The 13,954-nt window shown below is 63.6% G+C and carries 15 protein-coding genes; 8 read left to right on the plus strand and 7 right to left on the minus strand.

What is annotated here, in order from left to right:
• Positions 1-19: 19 nt before the first annotated feature.
• From SynA1524_RS02380 to SynA1524_RS02400, 5 genes are read left to right on the plus strand one after another with little or no spacing between them, the layout of a single operon-like run.
• The gene (locus SynA1524_RS02380) at positions 20-727 is read left to right on the plus strand and encodes a putative 2OG-Fe(II) oxygenase (RefSeq protein WP_186498789.1); all 708 of its coding nucleotides are present in this window, start codon (positions 20-22) and stop codon (positions 725-727) included.
• A gap of 33 nt (positions 728-760) precedes the next feature.
• The gene (locus SynA1524_RS02385; protein ID WP_286188635.1) at positions 761-1,090 is read left to right on the plus strand and encodes a 2Fe-2S iron-sulfur cluster-binding protein; all 330 of its coding nucleotides are present in this window, start codon (positions 761-763) and stop codon (positions 1,088-1,090) included.
• Positions 1,087-1,272: a DUF8621 family protein gene (locus SynA1524_RS02390; protein WP_186498790.1), complete on the plus strand. Its 186-nt coding sequence runs from the start codon at positions 1,087-1,089 to the stop codon at positions 1,270-1,272. The genes SynA1524_RS02385 and SynA1524_RS02390 overlap by 4 nt, the downstream gene beginning before the upstream one ends.
• On the plus strand, positions 1,269-2,315 hold the full coding sequence (locus SynA1524_RS02395; RefSeq protein WP_186498791.1) for a DUF3326 domain-containing protein: 1,047 nt from the start codon (positions 1,269-1,271) through the stop codon (positions 2,313-2,315). Before SynA1524_RS02390 ends, SynA1524_RS02395 begins: the two co-directional genes overlap by 4 nt.
• On the plus strand, positions 2,315-2,722 hold the full coding sequence (locus tag SynA1524_RS02400; protein WP_186498792.1) for a YchJ family protein: 408 nt from the start codon (positions 2,315-2,317) through the stop codon (positions 2,720-2,722). The genes SynA1524_RS02395 and SynA1524_RS02400 overlap by 1 nt, the downstream gene beginning before the upstream one ends.
• A 54-nt stretch (positions 2,723-2,776) precedes the next feature.
• Here SynA1524_RS02400 and ald read toward each other — a convergent pair whose 3' ends face one another.
• From ald to SynA1524_RS02425, 5 genes are read right to left on the minus strand one after another with little or no spacing between them, the layout of a single operon-like run.
• A complete protein-coding gene (ald, locus tag SynA1524_RS02405; protein WP_186498793.1) occupies positions 2,777-3,916 on the minus strand; it encodes an alanine dehydrogenase in 1,140 nt (379 codons plus the stop codon).
• A 20-nt stretch (positions 3,917-3,936) separates the two neighbouring features.
• On the minus strand, positions 3,937-5,643 hold the full coding sequence (locus tag SynA1524_RS02410; RefSeq protein WP_186498794.1) for an NAD+ synthase: 1,707 nt from the start codon (positions 5,641-5,643) through the stop codon (positions 3,937-3,939).
• Positions 5,643-6,218, minus strand: coding sequence for a nicotinate-nucleotide adenylyltransferase (locus SynA1524_RS02415; RefSeq protein WP_186498795.1), 576 nt, complete (start codon positions 6,216-6,218; stop codon positions 5,643-5,645). Before SynA1524_RS02415 ends, SynA1524_RS02410 begins: the two co-directional genes overlap by 1 nt.
• 5 nt (positions 6,219-6,223) lie before the next feature.
• A complete protein-coding gene (locus SynA1524_RS02420; protein WP_186499457.1) occupies positions 6,224-7,519 on the minus strand; it encodes a GTP-binding protein in 1,296 nt (431 codons plus the stop codon).
• Positions 7,516-8,520, minus strand: coding sequence for a CNNM domain-containing protein (locus SynA1524_RS02425; RefSeq protein WP_186498796.1), 1,005 nt, complete (start codon positions 8,518-8,520; stop codon positions 7,516-7,518). Before SynA1524_RS02425 ends, SynA1524_RS02420 begins: the two co-directional genes overlap by 4 nt.
• Here SynA1524_RS02425 and gmd point away from each other — a divergent pair.
• From gmd to SynA1524_RS02440, 3 genes are read left to right on the plus strand one after another with little or no spacing between them, the layout of a single operon-like run.
• Positions 8,519-9,658 carry a GDP-mannose 4,6-dehydratase gene (gene gmd, locus SynA1524_RS02430; RefSeq protein WP_286188636.1) on the plus strand — a complete coding sequence of 380 codons (1,140 nt, stop codon included), beginning with the start codon at positions 8,519-8,521 and terminating at the stop codon, positions 9,656-9,658. The genes SynA1524_RS02425 and gmd overlap by 2 nt on opposite strands.
• Positions 9,655-10,650, plus strand: coding sequence for a GDP-L-fucose synthase family protein (locus SynA1524_RS02435; RefSeq protein WP_186498797.1), 996 nt, complete (start codon positions 9,655-9,657; stop codon positions 10,648-10,650). The genes gmd and SynA1524_RS02435 overlap by 4 nt, the downstream gene beginning before the upstream one ends.
• A gap of 34 nt (positions 10,651-10,684) precedes the next feature.
• Positions 10,685-12,013 carry an aminopeptidase P N-terminal domain-containing protein gene (locus SynA1524_RS02440; protein ID WP_186498798.1) on the plus strand — a complete coding sequence of 443 codons (1,329 nt, stop codon included), beginning with the start codon at positions 10,685-10,687 and terminating at the stop codon, positions 12,011-12,013.
• Here SynA1524_RS02440 and SynA1524_RS02445 read toward each other — a convergent pair.
• A complete protein-coding gene (locus tag SynA1524_RS02445) occupies positions 12,010-13,167 on the minus strand; it encodes a calcium:cation antiporter (RefSeq protein WP_186498799.1) in 1,158 nt (385 codons plus the stop codon). The genes SynA1524_RS02440 and SynA1524_RS02445 overlap by 4 nt on opposite strands.
• Positions 13,164-13,874 carry a TIGR01548 family HAD-type hydrolase gene (locus SynA1524_RS02450; RefSeq protein ID WP_286188637.1) on the minus strand — a complete coding sequence of 237 codons (711 nt, stop codon included), beginning with the start codon at positions 13,872-13,874 and terminating at the stop codon, positions 13,164-13,166. Before SynA1524_RS02450 ends, SynA1524_RS02445 begins: the two co-directional genes overlap by 4 nt.
• Between the last annotated feature and the right edge of the window lie 80 nt (positions 13,875-13,954).

Below are 13,954 nucleotides of genomic sequence, written 5' to 3' on the forward strand. Positions count from 1 at the left end.
CGGCTTTTTTAATGGAGTGATGGCTCTCCAGATTCATGCGCTGTTCCCCACCGCCGTGGCCACGGCTCAGCTGATGCTGGATCCGCTGGAACTGGCGGCGCAACTGCAGACCCTGTTGATGCTGAGGGGGGCTGATGAGGGAAACCCCAGTCCTGGCTGCGCCTGGACCGGCGACCTCAATGGTGTCTGGCAGTTGCATCGGCATCCCGACTTCAGCGGCCTAACCGATCGGGTGGTGGAGCAGGCCTGGGCCTACTTGTCGGCCGTTGGCTTCGATCAGGCCAAGCTGGCTTTGCACGTGCAGCGCTGCTGGCCGGTGCTCAGCGACTGGGATCAGGTGGTGGGCCGTCACCACCACCCCAATGCCCATCTCAGTGCGGTGCTTTACCTGAGTGGCTCCGGCAGCGGAGAGGACGGGGTGCTGCGCATCCATGCCCCATCCCAACCGAATGAGCTGGTGCCTGGATCGGCGGCCGGCCACGGCGGTCCGATCGCGGCTGGCCATCCCCTCAATCAGCCCCATTGGGATCTGGCGCCGCAGCCAGGACTGCTGGTGCTGTTCCCCTCCCGCCTCGACCACAGTGTGCTGGCCAATGGAGATCCGGAGTTGCTGCGCTGCTCCATCAGCTTTGACTTTGTCCTGACCGCTCCGGTTGATGGCGATCCGCCGGAATACCTGGCGCCTCACCCCTCGCTCTGGACCCCTCAACCGTTGGAGGTCAACTGAGAGAATGCCAGCCCAACCGAGCTGAGTCCCGGAATGTCCGACGTGGCTTCATACACCGTCCGCGCCGAGTTCGAGGGCACCACCCGTAGCTTCAGCTGCCGTGCCGATCAGACGGTGCTTAACGCTGCTGAGGCTGCCGGCGTCACCCTGCCCAGCTCCTGTTGTTCCGGCGTCTGCACCACCTGCGCTGCGGTGATCAGTGACGGACAGGTGGAGCAACCCGATGCCATGGGCGTGAAGGGAGAATTGCAGCAACAGGGTTACGCCTTGTTGTGTGTGGCCTTCCCCCGGGCTGATCTCACCCTGAAGGCCGGCCAGGAGGATGCCCTCTACGAAGCCCAGTTCGGCCAATATCAGAAGTGAAGCTGCGGCGCCTGGAACGGCAGTTGCCCTGGCCGCAGACCGTTCCCCCCCAGCAGTTGCGCCGGTGGCTGGTCCAGCAGCTGGACCAGGAGGCGCCCCTGTTGCGCTGGGCGATCACGGCCGTCTCTGTGGATCCGAGCGGTGACCGGCGCTTGCAGGTGGAAGCGGTCGTTGAAGGATGAATGCCGCCCCGCTGCCTGTGCTGATGCTGGTGCCGACTGGAATCGGTTGCCAGATCGGGGGCTTTGCCGGTGATGCACTGCCCAGTGCTCGCCTGTTGGCCGCCGCCAGTGGATGCCTGATCACCCATCCCAATGTGATGAACGGTGCGGCGTTGTACTGGCGTGACCCGCGCATCCATTACGTGGAGGGCTACGGCCTCGATCGCTTCGCCGTTGGTGACTGGGATCTGCAACCGGTGCGCCGCCAGCGGATCGGGCTGCTGCTGGATGCCGGCATTGAGGCGGAGTTGGCCCAGCGGCACCTGCAGGTGGCGGATGGCTGTCGCGCCACCCTCGGCCTGGAGATCGGACCTGTTGTGACCACGGACCAGCCCCTGGAGGTTCAGCTCGAACAGGGCAGCAGCGGCTCCAGCTGGGGACGGCTGGGTCGCCCCGATGCCTTGCTCAGGGCTGGTGAGCGGCTCAAGCAGGCCGGTGCTACGGCCATTGCCGTGGTGGCCCGTTTCCCGGAGGATCCAGCCAGTGAGGAGCTGGCGGCGTACCGCGCCGGCAGCGGCGTTGATGCCCTGGCGGGCGCTGAAGCGGTGATCAGCCATCTGCTGGTGCGGCACCTTCAGATCCCCTGTGCCCATGCCCCGGCCTTAGCCCCGCTTCCCTTGGATCCGCAGTTGGATCCGCGGGCGGCCGGCGAGGAGTTGGGCTACACATTTCTGGCCTGCGTGCTGGTGGGCCTCAGCCGGGCTCCGGATCTGGTGGCGGCGGGTGAAGGGGAGTTGCAGGCCGCTCAGCTGGGGGCGGTGGTGGCGCCGGAGGGGGCCCTTGGCGGCGAAGCGGTGCTGGCCTGCCTCGAGCGCGGAGTGCCGTTGATCACGGTGGCCAACCCCTCCGTTCTGGCGGTGTCGGCCGAGGCCCTCAGGCTTGACCATGGCGTGCAGCGAGCGCGTAGTTACGCGGAAGCCGCCGGTTTGCTGCTGGCGCTGCGGGAGGGACTATCAGCCAGCTCCTTGCAGCGGCCTCTGCCTGCCCTGGAGCGGTTGAGCTGATGCCCGGTGGCTTTGCTCAGGATTCAGGGCCCTGCCCCTGTGGCGGCGGTGAGTACAGCTGTTGTTGCGGACCGTTGCACCGGCGGGAGCGGCGGGCGGAAACCGCCGAACAGTTGATGCGCTCCCGCTATTCGGCCTTCGCGAAAGGCGAGGTGGACTACCTGTTGCACACACATGAGCCGACGGAATCGCGCTGGGCCCTGCGTCAAGCTTGCCGTCAGACCCGCTGGCTGGGGCTGTCGATCTTGGCGGTTGATGGTGGTGGCGCGGCTGATCTTGAGGGAACCGTTCGCTTTGAGGCCCGTCACCGCGAGGGGGTGCTGGTGGAGACGTCGCTGTTCCAGCGCCGTAATGGCACGCTCGCCGGAGAGTGGTTCTACGTCCGGGCTTTCGAACTGGATTCCTAGTAGGCACGAAATCGTCTATTAATCGTCTCAATTTATTATCGATATCGTGCCGTTTCAGCGTAGGCAGGCCATTGGGTGCCGAGGCGGCACCCCAAGGGCCTTGGCAACCCCCGGGTGACACACCGATCCCTGCACTGTGTTGAGACCGGAGAGCAGTTCCGGCCGTTCGGTGACAGCTTCCTCCAGACCTCGGCCAGCGATGCCAAGGATGTAAGGCAAGGTGACGCTGACCAGCGCTTCCGTGGAGGTGAACGGCACCGCCCCGGGCATGTTGCCCACGGCGTAGTGCTGCACCCCGTGGATGGTCACCGTGGGGTCGGTGTGGGTGGTTTCGCGGCTAGTGGCGATGCAGCCCCCCTGGTCGATCGCCACATCGACGATCACCGAGCCCGGACGCATCTGCTGCACCATCGCCTCATCCACCAGGGTCGGGGCTCGGCCGCCCGGGGTCAGCACGGCGCCGATCACCAGATCCGCCGTGGGCACCAGGCGTTCAAGCAGACCACGGCTGCTCACCACGCTCATCAGCCGACCGCGACGATCCGCCTCCAGGCTGCGCAGCCGCTGGGGTGAACGGTCCAGCAGCAGCACTTCCGCATCCATGGCCGCCGCGGTTCTAGCGGCGTTCCAGCCCACCGTGCCGGCCCCCAGCACCACCACCCGGGCCGGCTGCACGCCGGTGCAGCCCCCCATCAGCACCCCGCGACCACCGTGGGGTTTCTCCAGCAAATGGGCCCCCACCTGGGCCGCCAGCCGCCCGGCGATTTCGCTCATCGGTGCCAGCAGCGGCAGGCTGCCGTTCTCCAGCTGCACGGTTTCGTAGGCGATGGCAGCGGTGCCGGCCTCCAGCAAGGCCTCTCCCACCTGGGGATAAGCGGCCAGGTGCAGGTAGGTGAACAGCACCATGTCGTCCCGCAGGAAGCCGAACTCCTCGCTTTGCGGCTCCTTCACCTTCACCACCAGATGGGCGCCCCAGGCATCCTCACGGCTCACCAGCTGAGCTCCGGCTGCAGCGAAGGCCTCATCGCCAATGCCCGCTCCTGATCCGGCACCGGCCTCGATCCGTACCTCCAGCCCCTGGCTGATCAGTTCCCGTACTGCATCGGGGGTGAGGGCCACCCGTTGCTCATCGGCCTTGATTTCCCTGGGCACGCCGATGCTGGCCATCGGGGCCGTCAGGACGGAGGCTGCCATGGGGGCTGAAGGAGGTCCCTTCAATCTGGCCCGGCAGAACAGAGTCCGCCAGCGGCGATCGGCAAACGCCAGCCGCTGCCGAAGGCCTGTGGGCTCACCTTCAGCAGGGGTGCGGCCTGTCGCCGTTTGAATTCCGCCCGCTGCAGCAGCCGCTGCACCCGCTCCACCAGGGCGATGTCATGGCCGGCGGCCACCAGCGCCTGTGGCGTGGTCCGCTCCTGGATCAATCCTTTCAGCAGGGGATCCAGCTCGCTGTAGTCCGGCAGGGAGTCACTGTCCTTCTGGTCTGGCCGCAGTTCAGCGCTGGGGGGTTTGCAGCGGATCGCTTCCCCCACCAAGTCCCCCTGCTGCGGCAGCCCCAGATCCTCCCGGCAGTCCCTGGCTTCTGGGCTGTCGATCCAGTTGCAGAGGGCGAAGACGCTGGTTTTGTAGAGGTCGCCGATCACCGCCAGACCGCCGTTCATGTCGCCGTAGAGGGTGCAATAACCCACCGCCAGCTCGGATTTGTTGCCGGTGGTCAGCAACAGCTGGCCCTGCTGATTGGCCACGGCCATCAGCAACGTGCCGCGGATGCGCGACTGCAGGTTCTCAGCGGTGACCCCCTGCGGCGGCTGGCCCAGGGCCGGCGTGAGCGAGGCATCGAACCCCTGCATCAGCTCCTGAATCGGCACCGTGTGGGTCTGGAGGTTCAGGCGAGTCGCCAGGGCGGTGGCATCGTCGATCGATCCTGATGAGCTCCAAGGGGAGGGCATCAGCATGGTGGAGACGTTCTCGGGGCCTAGGGCGGCCGCGGCGATCACCGCCACCAGCGCCGAGTCGATGCCGCCGCTGAGCCCCAGGAGTGCCCGCTGAAAGCCGCATTTGCCGGCGTAGTCGCGTACTCCCAGCACCAGCGCCCGCAGCAACAGCTCCTCGCGGCTGGGCGTTTGCGATGGAGGAGCCATCGCTTGTTGCGGACAGCCGCTGTCCCACACCTGAACGGCCTCCCGGCAGGCCGGCAGCTCCAGCAGCGTGCTGCCATCCGGGGCGACCACCAGGCTGCTGCCGTCGAACACCAGTTCGTCGTTGCCACCCACCTGGTTGAGGTACACAACCGGGCAGTTCAGACGTCGGGCCGCCTGGCCGGTCAGTTGGCGCCGCAGGGCCGGTTTGCTGGGGTCAAAGGGGGACGCCGCCAGGTTGATCAGCAGATCGGGTTTTGCCTCCACCAGGGCGGCGATCGGGTCCGGTCCCGCCAGCCGCTCACGTTGCAGCGCATCCTCTACCCAGAGGTCTTCGCAGATGGTGAGCCCCAGCCGCTCACCTCCCGCCATGGTCAGCAGGCAGGGACCGTCGCCGGGGCGGAAATAGCGCCGCTCATCAAAGACGTCGTAACTGGGCAGCAGCTGTTTGCAGGCAACCCCCCGCCAACCCCCCTGGTCCACTAGGGCGATGCCGTTGTATAGGCCCGGGGCGCGATTGTCGTCGCAGGGGAGGGCCACCCCCACTAGCAGGGAGCACAGTCCATCGAGCTGCTTGACCAACCCATCGAGCACCGCGCTCTGCAGGGCCAGCCGCGCCGGTTGCAGCAGCAGGTCCCGGGGGGGATAGCCCCATAGGGAGAGCTCCGGCGTCAGCAGCAGCGTTGCCCCTTCTGCGCTGGCGGACCGGGCGGCCGCCAGGATTCGTTTGGCGTTGCCCCGCAGGTCGCCCACCACAGGATTCAGCTGGGCCAGGGCCAGGCGCATCAGCGAAGGCTGGGGGAGAGTCCGTACAGATTGTGCTCCAACAACAGGGTCCACACCGCTGCGGGGATCTGGCGTTGCTCGGGAGACTGACGCAGTGCCGAGCTGGCGCTGGCGGGGACCTGTAGCTCGAGCAGGTCAATGCGGGCTCCTAGTCGTTTCAGATCTTCCAGGGCCTGGTCACGCAGGGGCCAGCCCTGGCGCGGGGCGATCGCCAGCCGGCAGCGGTTCAACCAGTGAGCCGAGGACTTCCAGCCCGGGATCAACGCCGCCAGGTCACTGCCCACCACAAACACCAGTTCCTCCTCGGGCCAGCGGGTCGTTGCCTGCTCGATCGTGCGGATCGTGAAGGGATGGCTGAGGGTCTGGTCCTGCTGCAGCCGCGGATCGTTGATCTCCTCCACCAGGGCCTGCAGCAGTTGGGCGCGCAGGGCCAGGGGGGCACCGTGCCGTTTCTGGGGGTTGTCGCTGGCCCATGTGGCCACCTGGGGGTAGAGGCTGAGCAGGCCTTTCAGCAGGGCCTGATGGCCGCAGGTGGGGGGGTCGGCACTGGTGCCCAGCAAGGCGATTTGCTGCATCTCGCTCAGGGCAGCAGCGGTTGCCAGTCGGCTTGAGGACGCCGCTGACAGCGCTGCATCCAATGGCGCACCACCGGATCCCGCTGTTCCAGCCGCTGCAGCAGGGCGCCGGGTTGGCCCCCCCGCACCTGCAGCAGCTGACGGGCCACCAGCGCACCGGTGCGGCGGCTGGCGTGGACAGCCAGGGCAGCCTGGGCCAGGGCCACCGGAGCAGCCGGCGCCAGGCTGGCGCCGCCACTCACCGGCACCAGCAGCAGCAACAGTTGCTTCAGCAGCCCCAACCCCAGCTGCACACCTCCGAGCAGGGCGTTCTGGCCAGAGAGTTGTTGGAGCAACTGCCGTGTCGCCGACGGTGTGAGCGGCAGGCCATAGAGCTGACAGAGCTGCAGCACGAGGCCGGTGTCGCAGGCCAGACCTCCGGCCAGATCGAGGGCCATCAGGGGGTTCACCGCCACCGCGGTGGCCTTGGTGGCGGCATAGCGCCCGATCAGACCCTGGGCGCTGCGGCGGTGTTGCCGCAACCGCAAGTGCTGGCGTTGCTGCTGGAAGCGATCGGCCTGACGCAGGCTCTGCAACGCCAGCAGCAGCTCCCCTTCCCGCTGAAGCTGGTCGACCAGTTGGTCTTTGAGGGGGCTGACCCGGGCGGGGGCAGCGCTGCTGCGCACCCGACCATCGGCATCGAGCATCGGCTGACGGGGGGCGGCCGCCACGGCGGTGAGGGGGAGATCACTGGGCAGGCGAGAGCGGATGCTGGCGAGCAGCTCCGGCAGCTGTTCTTCAGGCCAGCGATCGCTGCGGTTGAGCACCAGCCGTACGGGCTTGCCGCTGGCCTGCAAGGTCTCCAGGGCATCGCGGTCGCAGCGGGTCAGGTCGCTGTCGATCACCAGCAGCACCAGATCAACCCCCATGGCCACCCGGGTTGCCAGGCGGGTGCGACCGGCGGCGTCAATTTCATCGATGCCGGGGGTGTCGATCAACTCCACCCTTTGGAGTCCATCCAGCTTTAATGGCCAGGTCACGGCCTGCTGGCGGCGGGTGCTGCCGTGGGCCACATCGGTCTCCAGCAGCCGCTGACCCACCAATGCATTGATCAGGCTCGACTTGCCAACCCCCACCCGGCCGAAAACGGCCAGGCGCAGCACCTTGTGCTCCAGCCGCTGCAGCTGACGGTCCAGCAGGGTTAACTCCCCCCGCAGCAAGCCCTGTTCGCGCCGGGTCAGCTGCAGGTCTTGCCGCCAGCGCTGCAGCAGCTGCCTGCAGCGTTCGGTGGTGGCAGGAGGCATGGACACCATGGCTGTCATGCTGCCGGCTTGCGCCACCAGCCCGCCAGCACGGCCAGCACGGCTTCCGCTCCGATCACCCCCACGAAGCCGCCGAATTCGTCCACGACCACCCGCACACCGCTGCTGTCGCGCCGGAAGCCCGTGAGCAGGCGATCGGCACGGATCATTTCCGGCACGTAGTCCACTGCCTCACAGAGATCTACTGGGGTGAGCAGGCCGCGGTTTTCCAGCAATGCCGTCAGCAACCGTTCGCGGTTGGCCACCCCCAGCACCTTGTCCACCTGGTCTCCCAAGACCACCCACCAGGGAGCGTTGTTGCCAAGCAGCAGAGCTCGCTGGGCCTCGAGGCTGAGGCTGCCATCCAGGGTTGGGGCCGACACCCGCGGTGTCATCAGGTCCCGGGCGGTGAGGTCGTTCAGTTGGAACACCTTGCCGATCATCGCGGCCTCGTCGGCTTCGATTTCTCCTTTCTGGGACCCCAGCCGTGCCAGCAGGCGGATCTCCTCTTCGTTGGTGGTGATTTCGGATTCAGCGGTGATCGCCGGCAGCAGCCGTTCCAGCAGCAGCACCAGCGGACTCAGCAGCAGGCCGAGCCAGTGCAGCAGCGGTGCGGCGGCCAGGGAGACGGGCAGAGCCAGGCGGCTGCCGAGGGCCTTGGGCAGGATTTCCCCCAGCAGCATCACTAGCACGGTTAGCCCGATGGAAAACAGCGGCAGGGCAGCGCCACCGATGCCCCGCTGCTCGAACACCCAGGCGGCGTATCCCCCCAACATCAGGCTGCCGAAGATGTTGAAACCGTTGTTGGCGATCACCAGCACCGACAGGGTGCGGCCCAGCCGCTGGCGCAGCTTCGCCAGCCGGCGGGAGCCGGCGACCGGGCGGCTGCGGGCCGCTAGTTCATGCACCCGGATCGGGTTCACCGTGAGTAGGGCTGCTTCCACTCCGGAGCACAGGGCCGACCCCAGCAACACCATCAGCACGAGTAGCAACAGAAGCAACAAGTCTGTTTCTGTCGACATGAGCATGCTGTGGTCCGATTATCTTATCGAGGCTTTGAGCGAGTCAACTTTGAAAAAGGCTTTAATCACAGGCGTGACCGGACAAGATGGTAGTTATTTGGCAGAGCTGCTCCTGGATAAGGGATATGAGGTGCACGGAATAAAGCGTCGCGCAAGTAGTTTTAATACTACGAGAATTGACCATCTTTATCAAGATCCTCATGAATTATCTCCACGGCTGGTTCTTCATTACGGTGATCTTACAGATAGCACTAATTTGATTCGTATAATTGAGCAGGTTCAGCCTGATGAGATCTATAATCTGGGCGCCCAAAGCCATGTGGCTGTCAGTTTTGAATCGCCTGAATACACTGCCAATTGTGATGCACTAGGCACGCTGAGAATTCTGGAAGCTGTCAGGATGCTTGGCTTAATTGATAAGACTAAGATTTATCAGGCAAGCACCAGTGAGCTCTACGGATTGGTTCAGGAGACTCCGCAGAAGGAATCGACCCCTTTTTACCCTCGTAGTCCATATGGAGTTGCAAAGATGTATGCCTACTGGATTACTATTAATTATCGCGAGTCTTACGGAATGTATGCCTGTAACGGTATCTTGTTTAACCACGAAAGCCCGCGCCGTGGTGAAACATTTGTTACCCGCAAGATTACCCGCGGACTCAGTCGTATTAATGCAGGTCTCGAGCAATGCATCTACATGGGCAACCTTGACTCCAAGCGTGACTGGGGGCATGCCCGTGACTATGTCGAGATGCAATGGAGAATGCTTCAGCAGGATGCTCCAGAAGACTTTGTGATCGCCACAGGGCGTCAGGAAACTGTCCGTCGTTTTATCGAGCTTGCTGCGAATCAAATTGGTTGGGGTGGTATCCAATGGGAAGGGAATGGTCTGCAGGAGGTCGGACGTCGTCCTGATAACAACGAAATTGTTGTGCGTATTGATCCGCGTTATTTTCGTCCCGCAGAAGTAGAGACTCTCTTGGGTGATCCTACGAGAGCCAAAGATAAACTAGGCTGGATTCCTACAACTTCTCTGGAGCAATTGGTGGCTGAGATGGTTCTCAATGACTATGATGAAGCCAGAAAAGAAGCTTATCTGAGACGCAAAGGATTTGATGTGGTAGGGGCATACGAATGACCTTGATTTCTATTGATGACCGTATCGCGGTGTTCGGCAGTGGAGGCATGGCGGGGAGTGCGATTTGCCGTGCTCTGCAAAATCATGGCTATGAAAAGTTGTTAATGCCTTCAAGAGTTGAACTCGATTGCCTCGATCACAATAAAGTCGCGCATTGGATTGATCTTTACAAGCCCAATGTGGTGATATTGGCTGCTGCTAAAGTTGGAGGAATTCTGGCTAATAATCAGCAGCCTGCTGATTTTCTTCTGGATAACATCAAGATCCAGACTCATGTGATTGAATCAGCTTGGAGCGTTGGTGTCCGCAGGTTGCTTTTTCTGGGTAGTAGCTGCATCTATCCCAAATTCGCGGAACAGCCAATTCGAGAGGAAGCTTTGCTGACTGGTCCCTTGGAGCCGACCAATGAGTGGTATGCCATCGCCAAAATCAGTGGTATCAAGTTGTGCGAATCCCTGCGTCGTCAATACGGATTTGATGCCATTAGTCTGATGCCGACCAATCTTTATGGAACTGGGGATAATTACAACCCCAGCGCCAGTCATGTGTTGCCGGCATTGTTGCGCCGCTTTCACGAGGCGAAGCAACGGGGAGATCAGACGGTGACTTGTTGGGGTACCGGCTCACCCTTGCGGGAATTTCTCCATGCTGATGATCTGGGTGAGGCATGTGTGTTCTCCCTGGAGAACTGGAGTGCCCTCGCTGAGAACGCACCTTGCGATGATGCAGGACAGCCATTGGCGTTCCTGAATGTCGGAACAGGCGTTGATCTCAGCATCCATCAGCTAGCAAACAGAATTGCAGCGACCGTTGGATTTAACGGGACCGTGGAGTGGGATACAAGCAAGCCGGATGGAACCCCGAAGAAGCAACTCGACGTCAGTCGTTTGCGTTCAATGGGCTGGACCGCCGCCATCTCCCTCTCAGAGGGTCTGGCACAGGCATACGCCGACTTCAAACAAGCGTTGTCTACAAACAGCCTGCGCGGTTGAGCTGCCATCCTGATCAACTGAGGCCAACCCTGGCGTGCACGACTTCGACTCCAGCATCCACACCAGCCGGCGGCAGCGTTTCCTCGATCAGCTCGGCGCGGCTGCTGCGGTGATCCCTGCAGCTCCGCTGGCAACCCATCACGCCGATTGCGAGTGGCCCTTTCGCCAGGACAGCGACTTCTTTTATCTCACCGGTTTCGATGAACCGGATGCGGTGGCCCTGTTGCTGCCCCATCGGCCCGAGGGGGAACGGTTTGTATTGTTTGTGCAGCCCAAGGACCCGGCGGCGGAGGTGTGGACCGGCTTCCGCTGGGGCACCGAAGGGGCCGTGGAGCGCTACGGCGCAGACATCGCCCTTCCCCTTGATCAGCTCAATGCCCGCTTGCCGGAGTTCCTCGATGGGGCCGAGGCGATCGCCTTCCGCATCGGCCGTCATCCTGCGGTGGAACCGCTGGTGCTGTCGGCCTGGGGGCGGCAGCTTGACACTTATGCCCGCTCCGGTGCAGCGGCCCTGGGCCTGGTGGCGCCGACGCCGATCCTGCACCGGCTGCGTTTGCGCAAGGAGCCCCATGAACTGGAGCGGATGCGGGAGGCCTGCCGGATTTCTGCGGAGGCCCATGAGCTGGCGCGGGGCATGACCCGCCCGGGCATTAATGAATCGGAAGTGCAGGCAGCGATCGAGGCCCATTTCCGGGCCGCCGGAGCCCGCGGACCGGCCTATGGCTCGATCGTGGCCGGTGGCGACAACGCCTGCGTGCTGCACTACACCGCCAACACCGCTGAGCTGCAGGATGGTGACTTGCTGCTGATTGATGCCGGCTGCTCGATCGCCGATTACTACAACGGCGACATCACCCGCACCTTCCCCATCAACGGTCGCTTCAGCGCCGAGCAACGCGATCTCTACAGCCTGGTGCTGGCGGCGCAGGAGGCGGCTATTGCGGTCGTGGCGCCGGGCGGAACGGCGGAAGCGGTTCATGCCACCGCGCTGCGGGTGCTGGTGGAGGGCCTTGTGGATCTCGGTCTCTTGGTCGGCGAACCCGACGGCATCATCGAACGGGGTGATTACCGCCACCTGTACATGCATCGCACCGGCCATTGGTTAGGGCTCGATGTGCACGATGTAGGGGCCTATCGCCTGGGTGAGCAGCCCGCCAGCCTGGAGCCAGGCATGGTTCTCACCGTAGAACCTGGGCTTTACATCAGTGACCGCCTGGCCGTTCCTGAGGGCCAGCCGCAGATCGATGACCGCTGGAAGGGGATCGGCATTCGCATCGAGGATGACGTGGCGGTGAGTGACAGCGGCCATGAGGTGCTCACTGCTGCGGCGCAGAAAAGCTTGGCGGCGATGGAACGCTCCTAAGCCACCTGCAGCAGGATCCAGAACAGAAAGATCACCAGTTTCATCAGGCCTTCGATGCCGGTGAGGCGGGGGTGGGGATAGCTGAGGATCAAGGTGAGCGCCAGCAAAACCATCTCGAAGGGCTCCAGCCCCAGGATCACATCGGTGTTGGTGATCACCCCAAGCACCAGTACCGCCGGCACGGTGAGGCTCACGGTGGCCACCACCGAGCCATACAGGGTGTTGATCGAGCGTTGCACCTCCCCCTGTGAGGCGGCCTGCACGGCGTTGAGTGCTTCCGGCGCCAGGATCAACATCGCCACCAGCACGCCGGCCAGGGAGCTGGGCAACCCCAGGTCGGTGATACCGGTTTCAATGAGCTGCCCCATCGACTCGGCGATCAGGCACACCACCAACAGACCAGCCACCAACAGCGTTGCGGCCTTCCACAACGGCAGAGCTTGAGCCTCGGCCTCGAGGGCGACTTCGTCTCGGATGATCAGGCTCTTCCGTTCGGTGTAAAGGTTGCTGTAACGGCCCATTTGGGCGCTGATGAAGACGGCGTAGACCCCAAGGGCCACCACCGACAACACCACATTCACCGGGGTGCTGAAGTTCGCCTCCGTGGTGCTGCGGCTGAAGTTGGGAATCACCAGGGCCAGCACGCACATGGTGCTGATCAGATCGAAGTAGGTGAGGGCACCCAGCAAGTTGGGCCCCACCATCTGGCTGGTATCCACCTTGCCGTCATCGCAGAGGGCCCCGCGGCGCACGGCGGCCAGCAGATTGCAGAGACCGGTCACCCCAGTAAGGGCGATCATCACCACCGAGAACATTGAATCCCGAGCGAGGGTCGGGTTGCGCTCGCCGGTCAGCATCGTGCTGGCGATCAGCGCCAGTTCGATTGTCATCACCGCCGCCGTCAGCACCAGGGTCCCGTAGGGCTGTCCGATCAGCTCGGCCACCCGGTCTGCCTGATCGGCCACGCTGCGAGAGAGCAACAGCACCACGCCGCTGAGCAGAATCAGGCCGCTTAGCACGATCGCGGTGGGTTGCACCAGCAGCCAACCCATAACGCCGCTGAATTCAATTGAGGCCAGGGCCGCCAGGCCCACCAGGATCGGAAACAGGAGTGGAATCCATCCCCCGTTGCGTTGAGCGGCCGAGTCGGTCATGGGGTCTGTTCGTCCAGAAGCATGGGGAGCAGCTCCCGGGTTGTGCCCACGATGCGGTCGGCGCCGGCGTCCTGCAGCTGCCGGTGATACGTCGCAACGTCGGTAACGTGTGGAGGTGCCACAGCAAGGCTGCGCCAGGGAAGCTCGGGTCGCCGCTTGCGGGCATTGAGCACCGTGTGCACGTCAGCCACCGTGTCGCCGATGTAAGCGATCCAGCGGGGAACCTCGCCGGCGGCCAGCTCCTCGGCCAGGCGAATCAAGCCGGTGGGATCTGGTTTATCAGGTGCATCTCCCATGGCGATCAGGGGGGGATCCTTCAGTCCAAGCCGCTGCTGCAGCACATAGCGGGCGGAGGGGGGTTCGGCCCCGCTCACGAAGCCCCAGCGGATCTGGTGCCGGTTGAGATCGTCGAAAAAGGCTCGAGTCACCAGCAGCGGTTCGTCGCCGATGAAGCCCTTCCATTCAGCGGGATCGCCCTCGGGATCACCGCCGAAATAGAAGCCGCTGAACACCTCGATCAGCTCGCTTTTGCTCAGAATGTCGGTCCCATGGCGACTCAGCAGTTCGAGGCTGGCGTCCCAGTCGTTGTTCCAGCAGCCCTCTGCTTTGAGGGCATCAATGTCCGCCGCCGTCGGCTGCCAGCCGCTGTAGTGCTCCACCGTGAGCTGGAGGGCGCGTCGGTAGCTTCCGGCAACATCACGGATCACACCGTCGATGTCGAACAGCAGAATCGCTGGTGAGCTCAGAAGATTGTTTTAGAGCGGCTGGTAGGTTAGTCGTTTGAAAT

Origin of the sequence: Synechococcus sp. A15-24 (assembly GCF_014280195.1) — a bacterium.
Lineage (GTDB): Bacteria > Cyanobacteriota > Cyanobacteriia > PCC-6307 > Cyanobiaceae > Parasynechococcus.